Annotated in this window: 20 protein-coding genes and 1 pseudogene; 8 read left to right on the forward strand and 13 right to left on the reverse strand. The window is 60.9% G+C overall.

Annotated elements, in window-relative coordinates; translation table 11 throughout:
* Positions 1–258: hypothetical protein (locus A0J57_RS26860; protein ID WP_216820920.1), on the reverse strand; the 258-nt coding region annotated here is incomplete at its 3' end.
* 126 nt (positions 259–384) lie between these two features.
* Here A0J57_RS26860 and A0J57_RS10295 point away from each other — a divergent pair.
* On the forward strand, positions 385–831 hold the full coding sequence (locus A0J57_RS10295) for a PA2169 family four-helix-bundle protein (protein WP_061939583.1): 447 nt from the start codon (positions 385–387) through the stop codon (positions 829–831).
* Positions 832–1,520: 689 nt separating this feature from the next.
* Entirely contained in the window at positions 1,521–2,522 is a 1,002-nt protein-coding gene (locus tag A0J57_RS10300; RefSeq protein WP_061939585.1) for a sensor histidine kinase, read from the forward strand.
* Positions 2,523–2,528: 6 nt separating this feature from the next.
* Here the strand turns inward: A0J57_RS10300 and A0J57_RS27260 are convergent, their stop codons facing one another.
* Positions 2,529–2,756: a MerR family DNA-binding protein gene (locus tag A0J57_RS27260; protein WP_328587035.1), complete on the reverse strand. Its 228-nt coding sequence runs from the start codon at positions 2,754–2,756 to the stop codon at positions 2,529–2,531.
* Between the two features lie 61 nt (positions 2,757–2,817).
* Positions 2,818–2,985, reverse strand: a complete 168-nt coding sequence (locus tag A0J57_RS27265; RefSeq protein ID WP_328587036.1) for a MerR family DNA-binding transcriptional regulator — start codon at positions 2,983–2,985, stop codon at positions 2,818–2,820.
* Positions 2,986–3,017: 32 nt separating this feature from the next.
* On the opposite strand from A0J57_RS27265, the pseudogene A0J57_RS10310 reads away from it, so the two are divergent.
* Positions 3,018–3,662, forward strand: a pseudogene (locus A0J57_RS10310) (cation transporter).
* Between the two features lie 97 nt (positions 3,663–3,759).
* Here the strand turns inward: A0J57_RS10310 and A0J57_RS10315 are convergent.
* The 10 genes from A0J57_RS10315 to A0J57_RS10365 all read right to left on the reverse strand — a co-directional run bounded on the left by A0J57_RS10315 (position 3,760) and on the right by A0J57_RS10365 (position 10,156).
* The gene (locus A0J57_RS10315; protein WP_062017079.1) at positions 3,760–4,245 is read right to left on the reverse strand and encodes an RES family NAD+ phosphorylase; all 486 of its coding nucleotides are present in this window, start codon (positions 4,243–4,245) and stop codon (positions 3,760–3,762) included.
* Positions 4,242–4,676 (reverse strand): antitoxin Xre/MbcA/ParS toxin-binding domain-containing protein, encoded by a 435-nt coding sequence (locus A0J57_RS10320; RefSeq protein WP_082921981.1) that lies wholly within the window; start codon positions 4,674–4,676, stop codon positions 4,242–4,244. The genes A0J57_RS10315 and A0J57_RS10320 overlap by 4 nt, the downstream gene beginning before the upstream one ends.
* A gap of 329 nt (positions 4,677–5,005) precedes the next feature.
* Positions 5,006–6,538 (reverse strand): Fic family protein, encoded by a 1,533-nt coding sequence (locus A0J57_RS10325; protein ID WP_062017083.1) that lies wholly within the window; start codon positions 6,536–6,538, stop codon positions 5,006–5,008.
* A gap of 46 nt (positions 6,539–6,584) precedes the next feature.
* On the reverse strand, positions 6,585–6,779 hold the full coding sequence (locus A0J57_RS10330; RefSeq protein ID WP_062017086.1) for a type II toxin-antitoxin system VapB family antitoxin: 195 nt from the start codon (positions 6,777–6,779) through the stop codon (positions 6,585–6,587).
* A 112-nt stretch (positions 6,780–6,891) separates the two neighbouring features.
* A complete protein-coding gene (locus tag A0J57_RS10335; protein ID WP_062017089.1) occupies positions 6,892–7,467 on the reverse strand; it encodes an alpha-ketoglutarate-dependent dioxygenase AlkB in 576 nt (191 codons plus the stop codon).
* Between the two features lie 20 nt (positions 7,468–7,487).
* Positions 7,488–8,072, reverse strand: coding sequence for an SOS response-associated peptidase family protein (locus A0J57_RS10340; RefSeq protein ID WP_235600836.1), 585 nt, complete (start codon positions 8,070–8,072; stop codon positions 7,488–7,490).
* 230 nt (positions 8,073–8,302) lie between these two features.
* On the reverse strand, positions 8,303–8,692 hold the full coding sequence (locus A0J57_RS10350) for a type II toxin-antitoxin system VapC family toxin (RefSeq protein ID WP_062017098.1): 390 nt from the start codon (positions 8,690–8,692) through the stop codon (positions 8,303–8,305).
* Between the two features lie 8 nt (positions 8,693–8,700).
* Complete coding sequence (locus tag A0J57_RS10355) at positions 8,701–8,964, reverse strand: antitoxin (protein ID WP_062017101.1); 264 nt, start codon at positions 8,962–8,964, stop codon at positions 8,701–8,703.
* 332 nt (positions 8,965–9,296) lie between these two features.
* Positions 9,297–9,797 (reverse strand): RES family NAD+ phosphorylase, encoded by a 501-nt coding sequence (locus A0J57_RS10360; RefSeq protein ID WP_062017104.1) that lies wholly within the window; start codon positions 9,795–9,797, stop codon positions 9,297–9,299.
* A gap of 8 nt (positions 9,798–9,805) precedes the next feature.
* Positions 9,806–10,156 carry an MbcA/ParS/Xre antitoxin family protein gene (locus A0J57_RS10365; protein WP_062017106.1) on the reverse strand — a complete coding sequence of 117 codons (351 nt, stop codon included), beginning with the start codon at positions 10,154–10,156 and terminating at the stop codon, positions 9,806–9,808.
* A 217-nt stretch (positions 10,157–10,373) separates the two neighbouring features.
* Here A0J57_RS10365 and A0J57_RS10370 point away from each other — a divergent pair, with 217 nt between their 5' ends.
* The 5 genes from A0J57_RS10370 (at position 10,374) to A0J57_RS10390 (ending at position 17,282) form a co-directional block, all read left to right on the forward strand.
* Positions 10,374–10,991 (forward strand): SOS response-associated peptidase, encoded by a 618-nt coding sequence (locus A0J57_RS10370; protein ID WP_062017109.1) that lies wholly within the window; start codon positions 10,374–10,376, stop codon positions 10,989–10,991.
* Positions 10,991–11,413: a DUF1810 domain-containing protein gene (locus tag A0J57_RS10375; protein WP_062017111.1), complete on the forward strand. Its 423-nt coding sequence runs from the start codon at positions 10,991–10,993 to the stop codon at positions 11,411–11,413. Before A0J57_RS10370 ends, A0J57_RS10375 begins: the two co-directional genes overlap by 1 nt.
* A gap of 100 nt (positions 11,414–11,513) precedes the next feature.
* Entirely contained in the window at positions 11,514–12,290 is a 777-nt protein-coding gene (locus A0J57_RS10380) for an ImuA family protein (RefSeq protein ID WP_082921982.1), read from the forward strand.
* Positions 12,208–14,019 carry a DUF6504 family protein gene (locus A0J57_RS10385; RefSeq protein WP_082921983.1) on the forward strand — a complete coding sequence of 604 codons (1,812 nt, stop codon included), beginning with the start codon at positions 12,208–12,210 and terminating at the stop codon, positions 14,017–14,019. The genes A0J57_RS10380 and A0J57_RS10385 overlap by 83 nt, the downstream gene beginning before the upstream one ends.
* The gene (locus A0J57_RS10390) at positions 14,019–17,282 is read left to right on the forward strand and encodes an error-prone DNA polymerase (protein WP_062017117.1); all 3,264 of its coding nucleotides are present in this window, start codon (positions 14,019–14,021) and stop codon (positions 17,280–17,282) included. Before A0J57_RS10385 ends, A0J57_RS10390 begins: the two co-directional genes overlap by 1 nt.
* Positions 17,283–17,309 lie beyond the last annotated feature (27 nt).

Consider the following 17,309-nt stretch of genomic DNA (forward strand, 5'->3'; position numbering starts at 1 on the left):
CCCTACATGACGCCCCATATCGGCAGTGCGAGCAAAGAACCGGCAGACGATCCACTTATCAAGTGCCGATCCCTGTTCAGACCAACCCGGCCACCTCTTGTCACCGCCCGACACATCTGCCTTCCAGAATCCGGTGGCGAAAAGAACGCCAACGACGACAAGCGCGAGAACAAGCAAGATCGCCACGGTTCGCCCGGCACCGCCACGCCGCACCACGACCCGTTCATGCGGATTTCGCTCAGTATGAACTTCTACCATCACATACTTCCTTGCACTGTGAGACAGCATCAATCACCAAAAGGAAGCGATGGTTCCAGCTCAGCAACGGTTTGAACTTTTGGAGGTTCGCCGCCGTTGGCATGTCTCCACTTTTAGGAGGACTCCATGAGCACGGACAGCACGATCGTCACCCTCAACAGCCTCATCAAGACAACGCTGGACAGCATGAAGGGCTTTAAGGACGCCGCGCAGGATGCGGAAAATACGCAGTTCGCTTCCATGTTCGTGGATTTCGCGCGGGAGCGGAGCGAAGCGGCATCGGCGCTTCAGGCCGAGGTAAGGCGTCTGGGTGGAGAGCCGGAGACAGACAGCAGCTTCCTCGCCGCCGCCCATCGCACCTTCATGGATCTGAAGCAGGCTTTCACCGGCAAGGACGACAAGGCCATCATCCAAGAGGTCGAGCGCGGTGAAGATTACATCAAAGGGAAATTTGAGGCCGCTCTCAAAGACGCAGATTTCGATCCCTCCTCGCGACCGGTCGTGGAGCGCGCATATCAGTCCGTCAAGGCTGGCCATGACCGGGCCAGTGCATTGAAGCACCGCATCGGGTGAAGCGTCCCTGGCTTGGGTCAGCTTCAAGTTCGGCGAAATCCCTACCTTGCTAAGGAAAAGCCCCGCCTCTCAAGGGAAAAGAGGCGGGGCGCTGGGGGAACTCGCTTCATATCGCGTTATGGCGGAGAGAGCGCCTGCTATGATGGATTATGACCAAGGATTCAGCGGCACTTAGACCTAGTGCCCATAGCTCGCTGAACTCTGCCCGGCATGGGATGACCTTGGTGCGTGGAAGAGATCGCCAGCCGTCGCCCTGGGCGAGATAAGGCAAAGAAGCCCTGCCTCAAGAGACAGGGCCAGTTTGGGTCGCACTGCAGGCTGACCTGCGCCCTCAATAGGCCACGGAACAGCGGAGACGACCATATATCTTTAGTGATACTATTGATAAAAATCTCTTTAATCTCAATCATTTAAGAAGGTTCCGTCGACACATGAATGGCCCCGCCTGTAAACCAGACGAGGCCATTGAGTTGTGCAGCGGATATTCTGCGACAATTAAATGCCTGATATGCCAATTAGTTCACCGCGAGTGAAAAAAAGGAGCTCGTTTTATGAGTTCTTAATCTATATCAGTATAAATGGGGACTTCCCGCACATTCATTGACAGTTCATACGAGTGCAGCCTCTTACAGGTCTCTGTGCTGCTTCTGTACAGCTAAGCCATATTTGGAAGAACTGGTCGCTGCATAATGGAGAATTTGCTTGTTCAGCTGCTGCCGCGCCGAGAGTACAGCATTTTTTTGCGATACGGCGGCAGCGCAGCAATCGTGGCCATCACTGCGCTGTTGCGACACTCATTAGACGAGCCCCTGCGGCACTTTCCCCTCTTGCTGTTCATACCCGCGGTGTTCCTTTGTGCGTTATTGTTCGACAGGGGCTCGGCCTTTTTTGCCACCCTGCTGAGTGCCGCTGTCGCGGCCTATCTTTTCATCGCTCCAGTCTTCTCGTTCAATATCGGCCTGCGTAACGCACTCGCCCTTATCACCTTCATTGGCATTTGCTTCCTGATGTCTGCGGTGACAGAGCTGCTGCGCCGCGCGATTGTTCGTTTGGATCAAAGCGAAGCGGCAAAGGCTCTCCTGCTCGATGAGCTGGCTCATCGGACAAAGAATGATCTCGCCATAATCAGCTCGGCGATTTCGCTACAGATGAGCGCCAGCAACAATCCCGAGGTTCGTGAGGCTCTCAAGGCCGCGAACGCCAGGGTTCTGGTCGTGTCACAAGCCCAAGATCGGTTGAGGTGGGGCGGGGCCGCAGATGGCGGCCTGGTTGACCTGTCAGCTTATGTCGAAGGTCTCTGTCTCGGCCTCGGAGATTTGTTGAGAGAGGTGCGGCCGATTGCGGTTCGCGTGAAATGTGCGAACCTTAATGTCCCCAGTTCGGTAGCCGTTCATGTCGGCTTGATCGTGAATGAACTGGTCACCAACAGTTTCAAATATGCCTATCCGACCGAGCGCGGCGGCATCGTCACCGTCGAGATTGCAGCGAGAGAAAGTCGGATCATGATAACGGTGGCTGATGACGGGATAGGCTGTCCGTCGGACGCAGAGCCGGGGCTTGGATCCAAGCTGGTTCGCCTTCTCGCAAAACAGCTTGGAGGGAAAGTCGAAAGGGAATCTGCCGATCCGGGATGCAGGGTCCGCGTCTTTCTCGATGAAGGCGCGCTGATGAAAAATCCCGGATTTGGGTGAGAGTCTTCAACGCTCGTCACTCCGCGCCCTTTCTTCAGTTACCAGAGGCGCCAAAGCGCCGATGATCCGGCATTCCGCAATAGTACCCCGATCGCATTGTTCGATCAGAGTCGACAGCTCTCGCTTGAGCGCGAGCAGGTCGGAAATCTTCTGCTCGACCGCTTCCAGCTGCCCGCGCGCAATCTCGTCCACCGCGCCGCATGAACGGCTGCCGTCGTCGGCCAGATCAAGCAACGCTCGCACCTGATCTAGCGAGAAACCGAGGTCGCGCGCGCGGCGCACGGTCGACGTCGACCTACTGATAGGCCCGGTAATTGCCGGCGGTGCGCTCTGGCGGTGCGAGCAGCCCGATCTTCTCGTAAAAGCGGATCGTTTCGATCTTTATGCCGGTCGCTTTCGCCAGCTTGCCGCGCGTGATCATGAGAAGGCCCTTGACCCTGTAGCTGCTGCAGGGCGCATACATTGGATCGACTCCAGTTATTGAAGGCCTGAACCGTGGCATGTCCCAGTTGCGCCGTCGAAAAGGGTCCGTCCAACAACCCCGCCTGGCGTCGGGCACTCTGGATCGCGCTCGCCATCAACATCGTCATGTTTCTCGGCGAACTCATGGGCGGCATCATTGGCGGGTCGAAAGCCTTACAGGCGGACGCGCTGGATTTCCTGGGTGACGCTGCCAATTATACTATCAGCCTGGGCGTAGCCGGCATGGCGCTTGCCTGACGTGCCCGCGCCGCCATGGTCAAGGGCATCACGATCTTCAGTTTCGGGGTCTATGTGCTGCTGAGCGCCCTATGGACACTCTTTAAGGGAGGACATCCGCAAGCTGAGGTGATGGGCGCGGTCGGCTTTGTCGCTTTGATCGCCAATGGCGCCGTCGCGCTGATGCTCTATCGGTTCCGTTCGGGCGACGCGAACATGCGGTCGGTATGGATCTGCTCGCGCAACGACGCGATCGGCAACGCCGCCGTCTTAGTTGCCGCGCTGGGTGTGTTCGGAACCGGCTCATACCTGCCGGACATACTTGTCGCAGGCATGATGGCGGCGCTCAGCCTGTGGGGCGGCGGGGAGATCATCCTCCAAGCCAGAAACGAACTGCAGAGCGCTGGGGCGGCCAAAGCCGGTCGAGCCGCGCGAGCCTGATTATATTTTATGTCCGCTTTCACGAACGCCAAGTTTGCGGCGGAATGTCAAAAAGTGGCGCACTGTGTCCCGGCCGATGGTCCGCGCAAAAAAGTGGCTAAATCTGGAACAGGCGCAGGTCCCAAGGTACCGGACTCGCCATGTCGTGAGTGATCTTGCCCGCGTCGGGGTGACGCAGATTTATGAGAAAGTTGCGCTCGATTCGACCGCCGGGAATTGATGGGACGATGAGTATGCACGAGCGACATTCGAGACACCATGTGGCACCGAAGGTCTTCGAAATCGAATCGTCGATCCCGTCCCAGCCCGGATGGGAAGTCTGCGGGAATTCTTCGTAGCTGACGCCCGGCGGAATCGTGATGCGGATGTAGTGCTGGTTCCCGGGAAGCACCCCGTTGAAGTGGGCGAGTTTCTCGATCAGCGCGGTCGCATAATGCTCAGAGGTATAGAGCATTGGGCTGCTCGGGGTGTTCCAGCGTCCCGGGAAAAGGCGGGCTCCCTCGTCATCATAGATTGGATGCTTTCCTGCAGGGTCACCAATCCGGTAGCTGTAGAGAACCCTGTCAACGATCCCCGGCCTCAAGCGCCGCCGCCATAGGCCGCTCGGCCGAGGAGATTGATAACAAGATCGGCGCCAATTCCCGTGTCGGTAGCCACGTCAATCGGCCTCTGGTCCTCAAGCATTGGGTGCGAACGGTAGAGAAACTCGCGCGCCTTGATCTCGTCGTGATAGATCTCCATCGCAAATTCCCAGACCTTGGCGACGGCCGCGACACGATTGCCTTCGTCAACGGTGAGCTTTGGCTCGCTGGCCCTTTTGCGCCGCGTCAGCGTTGCACGGGGCACGAAGCGATACGGGAAGCTAGCGTCGTCCGGCGCGATAGCCTTCGACAACCGCTCTAGCGAGGAGAGCGGGAGTCCAGCCTTGATGCGGTTCGCGATCGCCAGCGGCGATCGCGGGCCTGTCTTTAGCCCGAGCGAGTCAGCGAGGCCGCATGCTTCCGCGATCATCATTATTCTCCTTCGTTCATATGAGCCATATATATGGCTCATATGGTCAAAAGACAAGATCGAACCGGTCGGACAATGGAGCTTGCTCCTCCCTGCAACCCGAGACAGCCTCAGCTAAACGCAGCCGTGCGTTCAACCCGCTAGAAAGCAAATTGATGCAGAGCCATCTTTGTCCGGTTCCAAGTAACCGCGGCACTTGAATGACCGCCCTTGGCGCGATGCCGAACGGCTACTGGTCGATGCGACTGGCGGCAAGCTTGGTGGGGTACAGGGATCCTAGTGTGCCGCCCACGTGATCGCCACCGCAGATAGCCTCGGGTAATCACATACTCTCAGGAGGCGTTTACCGCACGAGGTATATCCCCCGCTTCGGCCAGCGCCCACTGCACCGCCTGCTCCATATCGGCGATCTCGGCATCGGTCAGTTCGTCGAACTGAGCGCGCTTGCTATTGGAAAGACGTCCGCCGTTCTGAAGCATCAGGCGGATCAGCAACGCGGCGCGGCGGTCCGGCATATCGACAATTGTACGTACCCCTTCCATCGCGCGGTCGAACATAGCCAGGAAGCCCAGTTCTTCGCGCAGGTCCGTGCGGACAGAATCGACCACGCGGTCATAGAGATATTCGGCGACAGCGGTGGCGTCAAAGAAGCGATAGAGTGGCGCGGTGTCGCTGCCGACCGCGATCTCGCGCTCGCTGGTCCAGCCCCATTCGATCGCGCTTAACAGGGGTCTTGAGAAGCTCTCCAGCACCGCGTCATAGCTGCGCTGATCGCGGACGATGGCAGCCGACACAGGGAAGATCATGCTGTCTGGGCTGAAACCTGTCTTGCTCAGCACATGATGAACGATGAAGCGGTGGATGCGACCATTGCCGTCCTCGAACGGGTGAATGAAGACAAAGGCGAAGGCCGCGACTGCCGCTGCCACGACAGGCTCGATGTCGTCAGCGAGCATCCGCGCTGTCAGCGCCATCCAGCCCGTCATCAGCGAGGGAACATCTTCAGGTCGAGGGCAAATGAAATGCACCTCCTCGCAGAGATCAACGGTCGTCTCGCCGACGAAATTCTGGAAGCTGCGCCAGTCGGTCGCGGCATAGCGGCGATCAACGATTGCATTTTGCAGCCGAACGATCGCTTCCTTGTCGCCCGTGTCAAAGCTGGCGGCGGCGCCCAGCGCCGCGACGAACCGCTCGATCCGATCCGGACTGGGCGTCTCCCCCTCGATCGCGAATGACGCGCGCGTCTCCTTGGTGAAGAGATGCCGGACTGCGCGGGCGAGCACGGCCGGGTCATAACGTTCGATGATCGCGCGTGCCTCGGCATCGATATGGACGCTGATCTGCCCTTCCAGCCTCGCCGTGCGGCGCACCGTGGGGCACAGGTCCGGCGTGCCGAGCAGATTATCGACAACGCGGTGACGCGACGAGTTCCGCCTTGCCCCGACGACATGCTTCTGCGGATCGAGCGCCTCGACATAGTTGCCGGCGGCGGCATCGGGCACGTCGAGACGTTCGCCGGTCAGATACTCATAGAAGAACCAGGCGCGCCGCGCGTAGCTGCCGCTCGGCTCAGTGCGGACCCATGCCGCGATGACCTCGGCGTCGATGGCGACGAAGGTTGCAGCCAGCACGGCCAGATCCAGGGGTTCATAGCGTAGGGCAAAGCGCAGGTTGGCGATAATGTCTTCACCGGTCGCATAGGAGCGCGGGTAGAACTCGACAGTGCGACCAGCGATCACGTCGGTGCGCCGCGCACCCGAGACGAGATAGCTTTCAGTATAGGGTGGCGCACTCTGCGGCGCAAACTTCGCCCGCAGCCAGATGTGCCCCAGCTTCGGCCGATTGTCACCTACGTCATCGTTCATGTGAAAACACTTGGCGAGTCGATTTTAGCCTTCGAATTAGTGAGGATCATCGGTCATTCCGCATCGTATCGAGATCTCCTTCCCAGGCGAGCTTGCCGCGAGCGCTACAAAGCTTGGCCTGCGAATGGATCGAGAGGAGCAACCTTAACCCCGCTTCCACCGCCTCGCGCTTTGTCTTAAAGCCAGTAGTATGGAGCACCTTGATCATAAGATTATCGTCGATCACGATATTGGTTCGCACAATATATTTCTTTCCTAGTTCTTCCCCATTACGCTCATGAGCTGCGGATCAGTTGGATCCTCATGCTTGCTCCCTTCCCGAACCCTATCCGCATCTGAACGAACGAAGGCCGCTAGGCGAGACTGCGAAAAGTGATCGACCAACGCGTCCCTTCCATTTCCGCAATGCTGTGCTCCCATGCGTGCCGTGCCTGGCCACTCAGATGATAAATAGAGCGCGGTGCCAGTGGCGCGTTCCGTCGCTCAAACCGCGCTCCTATCCGACGCCGAAACCGCATCGCGGCAGGTTCGCCTAGCGATATCCCGATGACATGCTCGAAAACAGGACGGTCGCGATGCCATCCGATGCCGGCGCCTGGATCATAGCGGATCAACAAAGTCTGGACGAGATCCTCAGCCCGAAGACCAGCAAAGGACGCCGCCATTGCCTTCAAAGGCAGCAGCCAATCCGGCATCGGTTCGGTTGACGTGAAAGCGCCTGTCTGGGAATCATAGCTCCAGCCGTAGCTCCGGGTCAGACGCTTGCCCGTCCACTGCTGGAAGCGAAAGGGTGTAAGATCGCTAGCATCGATCCGGGCGATCAACGCCCTCTCCTCTTCCGCTGTGATGAACTCATGCCCCTGTCGCAGCCCCGGCAGAAGCGGCTGTCCAAACAGATCGGCCTGACTGGCGGATGGATGCGCGAACATATTCACCGCCCCGCTTCAGCTCAAAACGCCAGGCTGGTCTGCACCGGCTTGGTCAGGATCTCCTCGACCAAAAACAGATGCGCAGGCGGGGTTACCAGCAGATCCGTTTCGGGCACCTGGCAATCCAGCCACTGCATGACCTGCCGGCGCTGGATGATGGCGCCATGGCGCTCCTGATAGCGCATCACCTCTGGGTTCGCGTCAACGGTGATGATCCGGTAGCTGACCGGCCAGTCGCCAATGGCAGGCTCCCAAATGGCGGCGAGATAGAAGAAATTGCCGTCCTCCATGGTCACCCGGAATTTCTTCTCGCCATTGCGGATGTGAAATTCAGACGCCGGCACCAAGCAGCGATTGCTCGGGAATGATCGCCCTTCGGATCGGATGAACTCGTAGCACACGCCATCGCTAAAGCGCGGGTTGGAGCCCCAGGCCGCCTCAATCATCTCAACTTCATGCACGTCATCCGGGTTACGCCGGATGATGGCACGGCGACTTCCGAGTGCCTCGGAGTCGAAGGGCGTTGCTTTCGAGTCCATGGCAGGAACATACAGAGAACAATTGGCAGGATCAAGGATATCCGGCGAATTGGGTTGATGGGTCAAATCCCCGGTTCTTTATCAACGGACCAATACGCCGCCTTCATCAGCCTCAGCGAGGATCGCCGCCTTCTCGACATCCAAAAACTCCCTGCGTCGCTCGGTTTGCGCGATGATCTCCACCCGATCCTTCACTTGGCCTCCCTTGGGGTTCAGAAAGAGGCTCCGTAGCGGAGGTCCATCAGCGCCAAGCCGAAATGCCGCAACACGCCCGAAGGCGGACGCTTACTCATCAACTACCTGATCCAGTTTTCAACCCGCAGGCCGCGAATGCGGGAAAACTCGCCCGTGTTGTTAGTCACGAGGATTGCGCCTGCGGCGTAGGCATGAGCTGCGATAAACAGATCGTTCGGACCAATGGGCTTGCCCGCGGCCTCAAGCTCGGCACGAATGCCGCCATACTCCGCGTCAGCAGGCACATCGAGCGCCAGAACCTGCACGCTTTCCAATATCGCTTCGACATGCGCCAAGAGTTTCGCAGACCCTTTCCTGGCGCACCCATATCGCAGCTCTGCGGCTGTGATGATGCTCACGCAAATCGCGTCCGGGCCGACCTCGGCAATGCGCTTTGCCGCGCTGCCGTCAGGATGTCGCAGCAGATCGGAGACGATATTGGTGTCGAGCATGTAGAGGGTCAAAGGTCGATTTCCTTGGCCGGGAGAAGCGTCTCATCCACATCAGGAAACTGATCCTCTGGCCCGAGCGGGTCTAGTCCGGCCAGCACTTCAAGCAGGTTCTTGCGGCGCACCGGCTCGATAATAAGCCGATTCCCATCACGATAGATGTTCACCCGATCCCCCGGCATCTCGAAGTCTGCGGGAATGCGAACGGCTTGGCTCTTGTTGTTACGGAAGAGCTTGGCTTCACGAGGCTCTGAATATGACTGCGGATGCGGCATGATCGCCCTTTTTGTTCATGTGTATATGCAGAAACATATACATCATGCTGTGGAAATTCTCAACCTTCAACGCCGCCAGCCCCGTCCCTTGATGAGCCAGACGCCGGAGCAGAAATGAGGCCGACCAGCCAGCCATCAACCCTATATGCCGGAGAGCCAGGATCAAGCTGTCCGGCGAAGGGAGTTGATGGCACAGCCGGTAGAGTGACCGGCTGCGAGGTTCGGGGCTGATCAACGATCCCCCGTAGCGCATTCCCCCGTATGGCTGCGTTGTTGGCAACCCTTTCGCAGCAGCTTTGGCAGCAAACGGCGATGACCCGCCCCATCAAGGTTCAGATTTTACTCATGCGTCCGTCATCATCGATGGGCGTAAGTTTAAACGGGTATCTATCACTCCACTTCCAGAGAACGAGATTGATATCCTCATCGCTCGCGCCGCGGGCAAAGCTGCGAACGAGCAAGCCGTTGAAGCCTTCGGAGATGAGGCTTTCAGCGAAAATCTGGGTATGCGCTTTCCCTGCCTTCTTCATCTGATCGCGCCAGGCCGGCTCGCCTAAGCTGGTTGGGGTCATCCCGTATTTTCCGAGTTCAGCAGCATCACGACCGTCGAAGACATTCGCGATATCGGCATCGTAGGAGACGATCGTCGTCGGTTGGAGATCTCCGACCTGGTTTGCCTCTCTAATTGCCGTCGGCAATGAAGTTGCGAGGTAGAGACTGGCAGTTCCTTTGGGATTGAAACGGCCGCCATATAACGCAGCACCCCGGCCTGAAAGTGGCTCGCGCGCATAGATTGGGTTCAGCGCCCGATAGAGTTTGCCCTGGTAACCCATGGACGCAGTTAGGCGTAAACGCCTGCGTCGACAGCGTCGATATATTCCAGCACCTCGCTCGCCCTGCCATCCTGCACGAGCTGCATGGCTGTCTGGCCGGAGAATCCCGGGAGTGGCTCCGACCTGTACCAGGCATAGGCGATGAGAGGGGATCCAAAGCGCGCGCTCGTTTTGGTGATCACCTCGATCATTTCTCGAAGGCGGCGCTGGGTCTTATCGGAACGCAAGCGCTCTTTGCGCTGTACAGCGTCGCGGCCTAGGCCGGCGGAACGAGCCACCTCCTCGCTAGTCGTGCGAAATGCCGCCGCGATCTTACTCGGAACAAAAAGTCCGTGATCGGCATAGTCCAGCAGGCCCATAACATTTCCTGACACCACCATTTTGACGTAATATAGCGTCAGAATATGCGGCATACAAGCTGCGGTGGGCTTTGACATCGACTGCACAAGGACGAAGCCATATTTTCGAGGCGAACCGGTCGGACTTGTCCCGCGTTCACGCCCAGCGTGCGCCAAACCTCCAATCAACCCGGTTTGCCGCATGACCGGGAGCAAGCGCCGCCAAGAAGGAGGAGAGATGTGCAACGATTATAGGCTGGAGGTCGACATCGCCTCGATCGCCGAGGATTTCGAGGATCTCAAAATCAAGATCAAGATGCCCGAGGGCAGGCCCAACGTGCCCGCGCGTGAGGACATCAAGATGACCGACATGGCGCCGATCGTTCGATCGGTGGAGGGCGAGCGGAGCACAGGGGAGCTGGTCAATCGGCGCTGGAGTTGGCCAGGCACGAAGGGCAAACCCGTCTATAATTTCCGCTCCGAGGGACGCGAGTTCACCTCTCACCGCTGCCTGATTCTGGCCGACGGCTTCTACGAATTTACAGATCCCGCGGATCCCAAGCAGAAGCGGCTGGACAAATGGCTCTTCACAATGGACGATCACCGCTGGTTCTGCATCGCAGGCATATGGCGTGAGAGCCCGCTGGGCGAAGCCTTCACCATGCTCACCATGGACGCAGGACCGGACGTGGCTCCCTACCATCATAGGCAGATCATCCCCCTCACCCGCGATCAATGGGTCGACTGGCTCGATCCGACCGTGCCCGCTGGGCAAGTGCTGCGCTGGCTGCCACAAGGTACCTTGCCCGTCACCCAAGTCTACGGCTCGCCGCCAGCGCAGGGAGCACTGCTCTGATGACCACCGATGCCACCCTCGCCCGCTTCGTTGAGGCGCAGGAAAATAGCTATGCCACCGCATTGGCCGAGATCCAGAGCGGAGCAAAGCGCTCCCATTGGATGTGGTTCGTCTTCCCGCAGCTGCGGGGCCTCGGACAAAGTCCGACCGCCCATTATTATGGCATCGCGTCGATCGACGAAGCCCGCGCCTATCTTGATCACGACCTGCTTGGCCCGCGCTATCGCGAATGTGTTGAAGCGCTACAGCAGCTGGGCACCTGTGATCCTGTCGCCATGTTCGGTAGCGTGGACGCCATGAAGCTGCGCTCATCGCTAACCCTGTTCGAGGCGGCGGAGCCATGTCCGTTGTTCGCGGGCGCATTGGACCGCTGGTTCGGCGGAGAGCGCGACCCGGCAACCCTGCAAATGCTTGCAGACTGATCCATTCGGAAACGGGTAGGGAAAAATTGCGATTCATCCCGCTTGACGAATCCCCCTGCCCAACGGAACATAAAGGGAACATCTGAGTCGATATGTTCCCATGGTCTGCCCCGCTTCCACATCTGACCGGCCTCGCGCCACTCCTCTTGCCGCCCTACTGGCGGAACTCACGCAGGCGCGCGCCGCGCGGGGGCCTGCCCTGCCCTTCGGCATCGACGCGATTGACCAGCGCCTAGCCGATCGTGGGTTGGACGGCAGCGCATTACACGAGATTGCCGCCGCGTCTGCGAGCCTCAGCGATGACGCTGCCGCGACGCTGTTCGCGGCCGGCATTGCCGCCCGCTTTGCAGCGCAGCCTGGATTTACCGTATTTTGGGCGCTCACAAAGTTCGACCTCTATGCGCCGGGGCTAGAGCAGGTAGGGTTAAGACCGGAGCGGGTTCTCTATGCGCAGGGCACGAGCGACAGCGCCGTCCTCGCCATGAGCGAGGATGCCCTGCGCGATGGTTCGCTCGCCTGTGTCATTGCCGAAGTAAAGTCCGCTGATCAGACCGCGACCCGTCGGCTGCAGCTTGCCGCCTCTGACGGCAAGACCCCGGTTCTGCTCTACCGCCGCCATCGTGTCCGCGATCGCTGCCCATTAAGCGGCCTCTCCTCTGCGATGACCCGCTGGCGCATCGGCTGCGTGCCCTCGGCGCGTCTTCCCCATCCCGGGGTCGGACGCGCCCGCTGGTCGGTCGAGCTGGTCCGTCAGCGCAACGGCAATCCCTTCTCCCTCGAACTGGACGCGTGCGATGATCAGGGTCGCCTCGCTCTACCTGCCGCAGCTTCCCATAGAGCGTCTGCGGCGGCTGGAGCGGCCAGCCAAGCGGCCTGAGCCCGCTGGCCCGTCGCTCGCTCCGCGCTTTGCAGGACCGATCGACGACAATCCAGGAGCCTGTTCGGTGCCCCGCGGTGGTGGCTGGCGGCCCGGCGCGCGTTGGGCGCGGGATGGTGCCCAGCGCCCAAGCCAGAGCGAGATCGACGCCAGGCCCGCGCACCAGCGCCCGACCATGCGCGAGATGGGCCGCCGCAGCGAGTCGGCAGAGCATCCTTTCAAAGCCATGCCAGCTGATGAAGGCGGCACCAGCTCCCGGTCTGTTCCCGCTGTCACATGGACGACCCTATGGGGGCAGCCGACAATTTTGATCGCGCGGACAGGGCAGCGCGATGTGGTGACCGCCGCCTGCCCGGTGGCACTTGAGCTTGGCCTGCGTCCCGGCATGGCGGCCGCTCACGCTCGCGCACTGGTGACCGACCTCGATGTGCGTGACGCCGATCCCGAGGCCGATCGTGCCTGGTTCGAGCGCCTCGCGCTCCACGCAGCCGGTCATTGGACGCCGACAGCCTGCCCGTCAGGCAACGACGGACTGTGGCTGGATCTCACCGGCACCACCCACCTCTTCGGAGGCGAGGCACGCTTCTGCCGAAGGCTGCTGCGCTTTCTGGAGCGGCTGGGCTTTACCGCCAGCATCGCCATTGCCGGCACGCCGGGCGCCGCCCATGCGCTGGCGCGCTATAGCGGGGAGGCCATCACCCTGTTGCCACCCGGCATCGAAACCCAGGCGATGGCCGATCTGCCGCTCACGGCTCTGCGGCTCGAACCCCAGGCGCTGCTATCGGCCGCACGCTTCGGCCTTGAGAGGATCGCGGATCTCTATCCCATGCCCCGAGCCCCTCTAGCCCGTCGGCTGGGCTTGGCGACCGTCCGTCGACTGGACCAGGCGCGTGGACTGGTCGCCGAGCCGATCGTCCCGGTCGTGCCTTTCGAGGCACCTCGGGCGGAGCGGCGGCTGCTCGAACCCATCGGCACCGCCGAAGCCATCACGCAGGTCATCGGTGATCTGGTCAACGATCTGGTGCTGCTGCTGCAGAAGCGCGGCATGGGCCTGCGCACTGCTCATCTCACCTGCGCGATTGTCGATGGTACCGAGCAGCATGTCGCGATTGGCACCGCCCGCGCCACACGCGATGCCCGGCATTTAAAGCGCATGCTCGGCATGCGGATCGAGCGAATCGACCCTGGGCTTGGTATCGAGGCGATGATGCTCGTCGCGCCGCGGATTGAGGAACTTCGGGCACAGACGCTGGAGGCGGGCCTTGGCACAAGTGACCGCCCACTCGACATCGCCCCGCTCATCGATCAGCTCGCCGGTCGGATCGAACCTGACGCGCCGTTTCGCCTTTCCTCCCACGAAAGTGATGTGCCCGAGCGCGCAGTCCGGCGGGTCGAGGCTCTGGCAAAGCCCGTGGGCTGGTCGAGTTGGAAGCGTCCCGTGCGGATGCTCAGAAGGCCCGAGCTTCTCTCCCATGTCGTGGCGCTGCTCCCCGATCACCCGCCCCGCCGCTTCACCTGGCGCCGGACCGACTATCGCGTGATCGCAGGCGATGGCCCAGAGCGCATCCATGGCGAGTGGTGGCGCAATCCCCGAGAGATGTGGGCGGTTCGGGACTATTTCCGGGTGGAGGCGGCAGGCGGCGAGCGCTTCTGGATCTTCCGCCGTGGCGATGGCGTCGATGCGCCGACCGGGGATTTGAGCTGGTACATGCACGGGCTGTTCGGCTGATGGCCCGTTATGTCGAGCTGCAGGTGACGAGCCATTTCTCGTTCCTTCGCGGCGCCTCCTCGCCCGAACAGCTTTTCTCCGCTGCCGCCCTGCTCGGTCACAAAGCTTTAGGGCTTGCGGACTGGGGAAGCGTCGCAGGCGTGGTGCGTGGCTGGGAGGCGCAGAAAGCGACTCAAGTCCGGATGATCCCTGGCACTCGCGTCGATCTGACCGATGGTCGAGCCTTGCTGCTCTATCCGACAGACCGCTCAGCCTGGAGCAGGCTGACGCGCCTGCTCTCCGTCGGCAAAGCGCGGGGTGGCAAGGGTTGCTGCCTGCTCGACTGGGCCGATATCGCGAACCATGCCGAGGGCTTGACAGCCATTCTGGTGCCGGACCTGCCTGACAGCGCGTCGCTCGCCAACCTCTCGGATCTACGGAACGCCTTCGGCCGCCGCGCCTATATGGCGCTGTCGCTGCGCCGGCGCCCGGATGACCTCGCTCGTATCCACGCACTTAATGCCATGGCGCGGCAGGCCGGGGTGCGCAGCGTCGCCACGGGCGACATACTCTATCACACGCCCGAAGCCCGGCCGCTCCAGGATGTCATGACCGCGATCCGCGAGAACACCAGCATCGACGGGCTCGGTTTCAGACGCGAGCGCCATATGGACCGCAACCTGAAGTCGCCGGAGGAAATGGAGCGACGCTTCGCCGCCTTTCCCGACGCGATCCAGGCCAGCGCCGATATAGCCGACCAGTGCCGCTTCGATCTTGGCGAGATCCAATATCAATATCCCTATGAGCAGGTGATGGAGGGCCGCACCGCGCAGGAGGCGCTCGCCGCGCTGACCGCCCAAGCGGCCAGCCATATGTTCCCCGACGGCTTGCCAAAGGCCTATCGCGACCAGATCGATCATGAGTTGCGGCTGATCGACCGGCTGGGCTATGCGCCCTATTTCCTGACCGTCAATGCAATCGTTGCCGAAAGCCGACGGCGCGGCATTCTGTGTCAGGGGCGCGGCTCGGCGGCGAACAGCTGCGTCTGCTATATGCTCGGCATCACCTCGATCGATCCGATCCAGCATGAGCTGCTGTTCGAACGTTTCGTCTCGGGCGAGCGCAAGGAGCCGCCGGATATCGACGTCGACTTCGAACATGAGCGGCGCGAGGAGATTATCCAGTGGATCTATGAGACCTATGGCCGCACCCGATCGGCGCTGACCGCAGTGGTCACCCGCTATCGCACGCGCGGCGCGGTGGCCGAGGTGGGCAAGGCCCTAGGGCTGCCCCGCGATTTGACCAAGATGCTGACCGGTCTTGTCTGGGGCTGGTCGATGGACGGCATCAGCCAGGAGCAGATCGAAAGCCTCAATTTGAATGCCGACGATCACCGGCTGAAGCTGACGCTGGAGCTTTCCCGCCAGCTTATCGGCACGCCGCGGCACCTGTCGCAGCATCCCGGCGGTTTTGTCCTGACGCAGGACCGGCTCGACGATCTGGTGCCGATCGAACCGGCGCGCATGGAGGACCGGCAGATCATCGAATGGGACAAGGATGATATCGATGCTTTGAAGTTCATGAAGGTCGATGTGCTGGGCCTTGGCATGCTCGGCTGCATGAACCGCGCCTTTAACCTGCTGGAGGAGCATAAAGGGATCAAGGTCGGCATGGCCGATCTCCAGGATGATGATCCCGCCGTCTACGCGATGATCCAGCGCGCCGACACATTGGGCGTTTTCCAGATCGAGAGCCGGGCGCAGATGTCGATGCTGCCGCGGATCAAGCCGAAGGAGTTTTACGACCTCGTCATCGAGGTCGCGATCGTCCGTCCGGGTCCGATCCAGGGGGACATGGTCCACCCTTATCTCCGCCGCCGCGAGGGCAAGGAGCAGCCCGAATATCCCAAGGAGGAGCTGAAGGCCGTGCTCAAGAAGACGTTGGGCGTGCCGCTCTTCCAGGAGCAGGCGATGAAGGTGGCGATCGTGGGCGCGGGGTTCACGCCCGCCGAGGCCGACCAGTTGCGCCGCGCCATGGCGACGTTCAAGCTGACGGGCGGGGTCAGCCATTTCTACGACAAGCTCGTGAACGGCATGGTGTCGCGTGGCTACCCAAAGGATTTTGCCGAGCGCACCTTCAAGCAGATCGAGGGGTTCGGCAGCTATGGCTTTCCCGAAAGCCATGCGGCGAGCTTTGCCAAGATCGCCTATGCCAGCTGCTGGATGAAGCATCATCATCCCGACGTCTTCTGCGCGGCGCTCTTGAACGCCCAGCCCATGGGCTTCTATGCCCCGGCGCAGATTGTGCGCGATGCTCAGGCTCATGGCGTCGAGGTGCGGCCAGCGTCGATCAACCACAGCCATTGGGACTGCACGCTGGAACCGGCGCGAGGCCGCTACAAAGCGGTGCGCCTAGGCTTTCGGCAGGTGCGCGGGCTTGCCAACATCCATGGCGCGGTGATCGTCGGCGCGCGTGGACCGGCACCGTTCGAGAGCGTTGAGGAGGTCTGGCACCGCGCCGGCGTGCCGCGCGCCGCGATTGAGCGGCTGGCGGAGGCCGATGCATTTTCCTGCATCGCGCACGATCGACGGCAGGGCCTCTGGAAGGTCAAGGGCTTGGGTGAAGCGCCGCTGCCGCTCTTTGCCGCCGCAGATCAGCGCGAGGGGAAGTTCTCCCCCGAAGGTCTGGAGGCGCCCGTCACGCTGCAGCCGATGACGCAAGGGCGCGAGGTGGTGGAGGATTATCGCGCACTCCAGCTGTCGCTGCGCGATCATCCGCTGAGCTTCCTACGGCCGCAGCTCGACCGGATGCAGGTCGTGCGCTGCGCCGACCTTCGCGCCATCCGCGACGGGCGCAATGTCGAGGTGGCCGGCGTTATTCTCGTCCGGCAGCGGCCCGGATCGGCCAAGGGTGTGCTGTTCGTCACCATTGAGGATGAGACCGGCGTTGCCAATGGCATTCTCTGGCCCAACAGGTTCGAGATCTATCGGCGACAGGTCATGTCCGCGTCCATGATCGCCATCCGGGGACGGCTGCAGAAAGAGGGCGAGGTCATCCACATCATTTGCGACCGGATCACCGATCATGATGATATGCTGCGCTCGATCGGCAGGATGGACTTTTCGGTTACGCCTGGTCGGGGTGACGGTGCAAGCCATGGGGGCGGTCCGGATCCACGCGATCCAAGGTTTCCGCACGGGCGCACGCTCGCATCATCTCCCTTTCATGCCAAGAAAAATCGAGAGGAAGATGTGGTACCGATCCGGAGCCACGATTTCCACTGACGGCTCATCGAGCCTCCCATCCAATAG

Source organism: Sphingobium sp. 22B (assembly GCF_001580035.1).
GTDB classification, from domain to species: Bacteria; Pseudomonadota; Alphaproteobacteria; order Sphingomonadales; family Sphingomonadaceae; genus Sphingobium; species Sphingobium fuliginis.

Coding starts and splice junctions, on each gene's coding strand:
- A0J57_RS10300 (WP_061939585.1), top strand. CDS start 1,521: ATGGAGAATTTGCTTGTTCAGCTGCTGCCGCGCCGAGAGTACAGCATT.
- A0J57_RS10375 (WP_062017111.1), top strand. CDS start 10,991: ATGACCACCGATGCCACCCTCGCCCGCTTCGTTGAGGCGCAGGAAAAT.
- A0J57_RS10380 (WP_082921982.1), top strand. CDS start 11,514: ATGGTCTGCCCCGCTTCCACATCTGACCGGCCTCGCGCCACTCCTCTT.
- A0J57_RS10365 (WP_062017106.1), bottom strand. CDS start 10,156: ATGGGCCTGCTGGACTATGCCGATCACGGACTTTTTGTTCCGAGTAAG.
- A0J57_RS10295 (WP_061939583.1), top strand. CDS start 385: ATGAGCACGGACAGCACGATCGTCACCCTCAACAGCCTCATCAAGACA.
- A0J57_RS10325 (WP_062017083.1), bottom strand. CDS start 6,538: ATGAACGATGACGTAGGTGACAATCGGCCGAAGCTGGGGCACATCTGG.
- A0J57_RS10320 (WP_082921981.1), bottom strand. CDS start 4,676: ATGATGATCGCGGAAGCATGCGGCCTCGCTGACTCGCTCGGGCTAAAG.
- A0J57_RS10355 (WP_062017101.1), bottom strand. CDS start 8,964: ATGCCGCATCCGCAGTCATATTCAGAGCCTCGTGAAGCCAAGCTCTTC.
- A0J57_RS10390 (WP_062017117.1), top strand. CDS start 14,019: ATGGCCCGTTATGTCGAGCTGCAGGTGACGAGCCATTTCTCGTTCCTT.
- A0J57_RS10350 (WP_062017098.1), bottom strand. CDS start 8,692: ATGCTCGACACCAATATCGTCTCCGATCTGCTGCGACATCCTGACGGC.
- A0J57_RS10385 (WP_082921983.1), top strand. CDS start 12,208: ATGATCAGGGTCGCCTCGCTCTACCTGCCGCAGCTTCCCATAGAGCGT.
- A0J57_RS10370 (WP_062017109.1), top strand. CDS start 10,374: ATGTGCAACGATTATAGGCTGGAGGTCGACATCGCCTCGATCGCCGAG.
- A0J57_RS27265 (WP_328587036.1), bottom strand. CDS start 2,985: ATGTATGCGCCCTGCAGCAGCTACAGGGTCAAGGGCCTTCTCATGATC.
- A0J57_RS10335 (WP_062017089.1), bottom strand. CDS start 7,467: ATGTTCGCGCATCCATCCGCCAGTCAGGCCGATCTGTTTGGACAGCCG.
- A0J57_RS10360 (WP_062017104.1), bottom strand. CDS start 9,797: ATGGGTTACCAGGGCAAACTCTATCGGGCGCTGAACCCAATCTATGCG.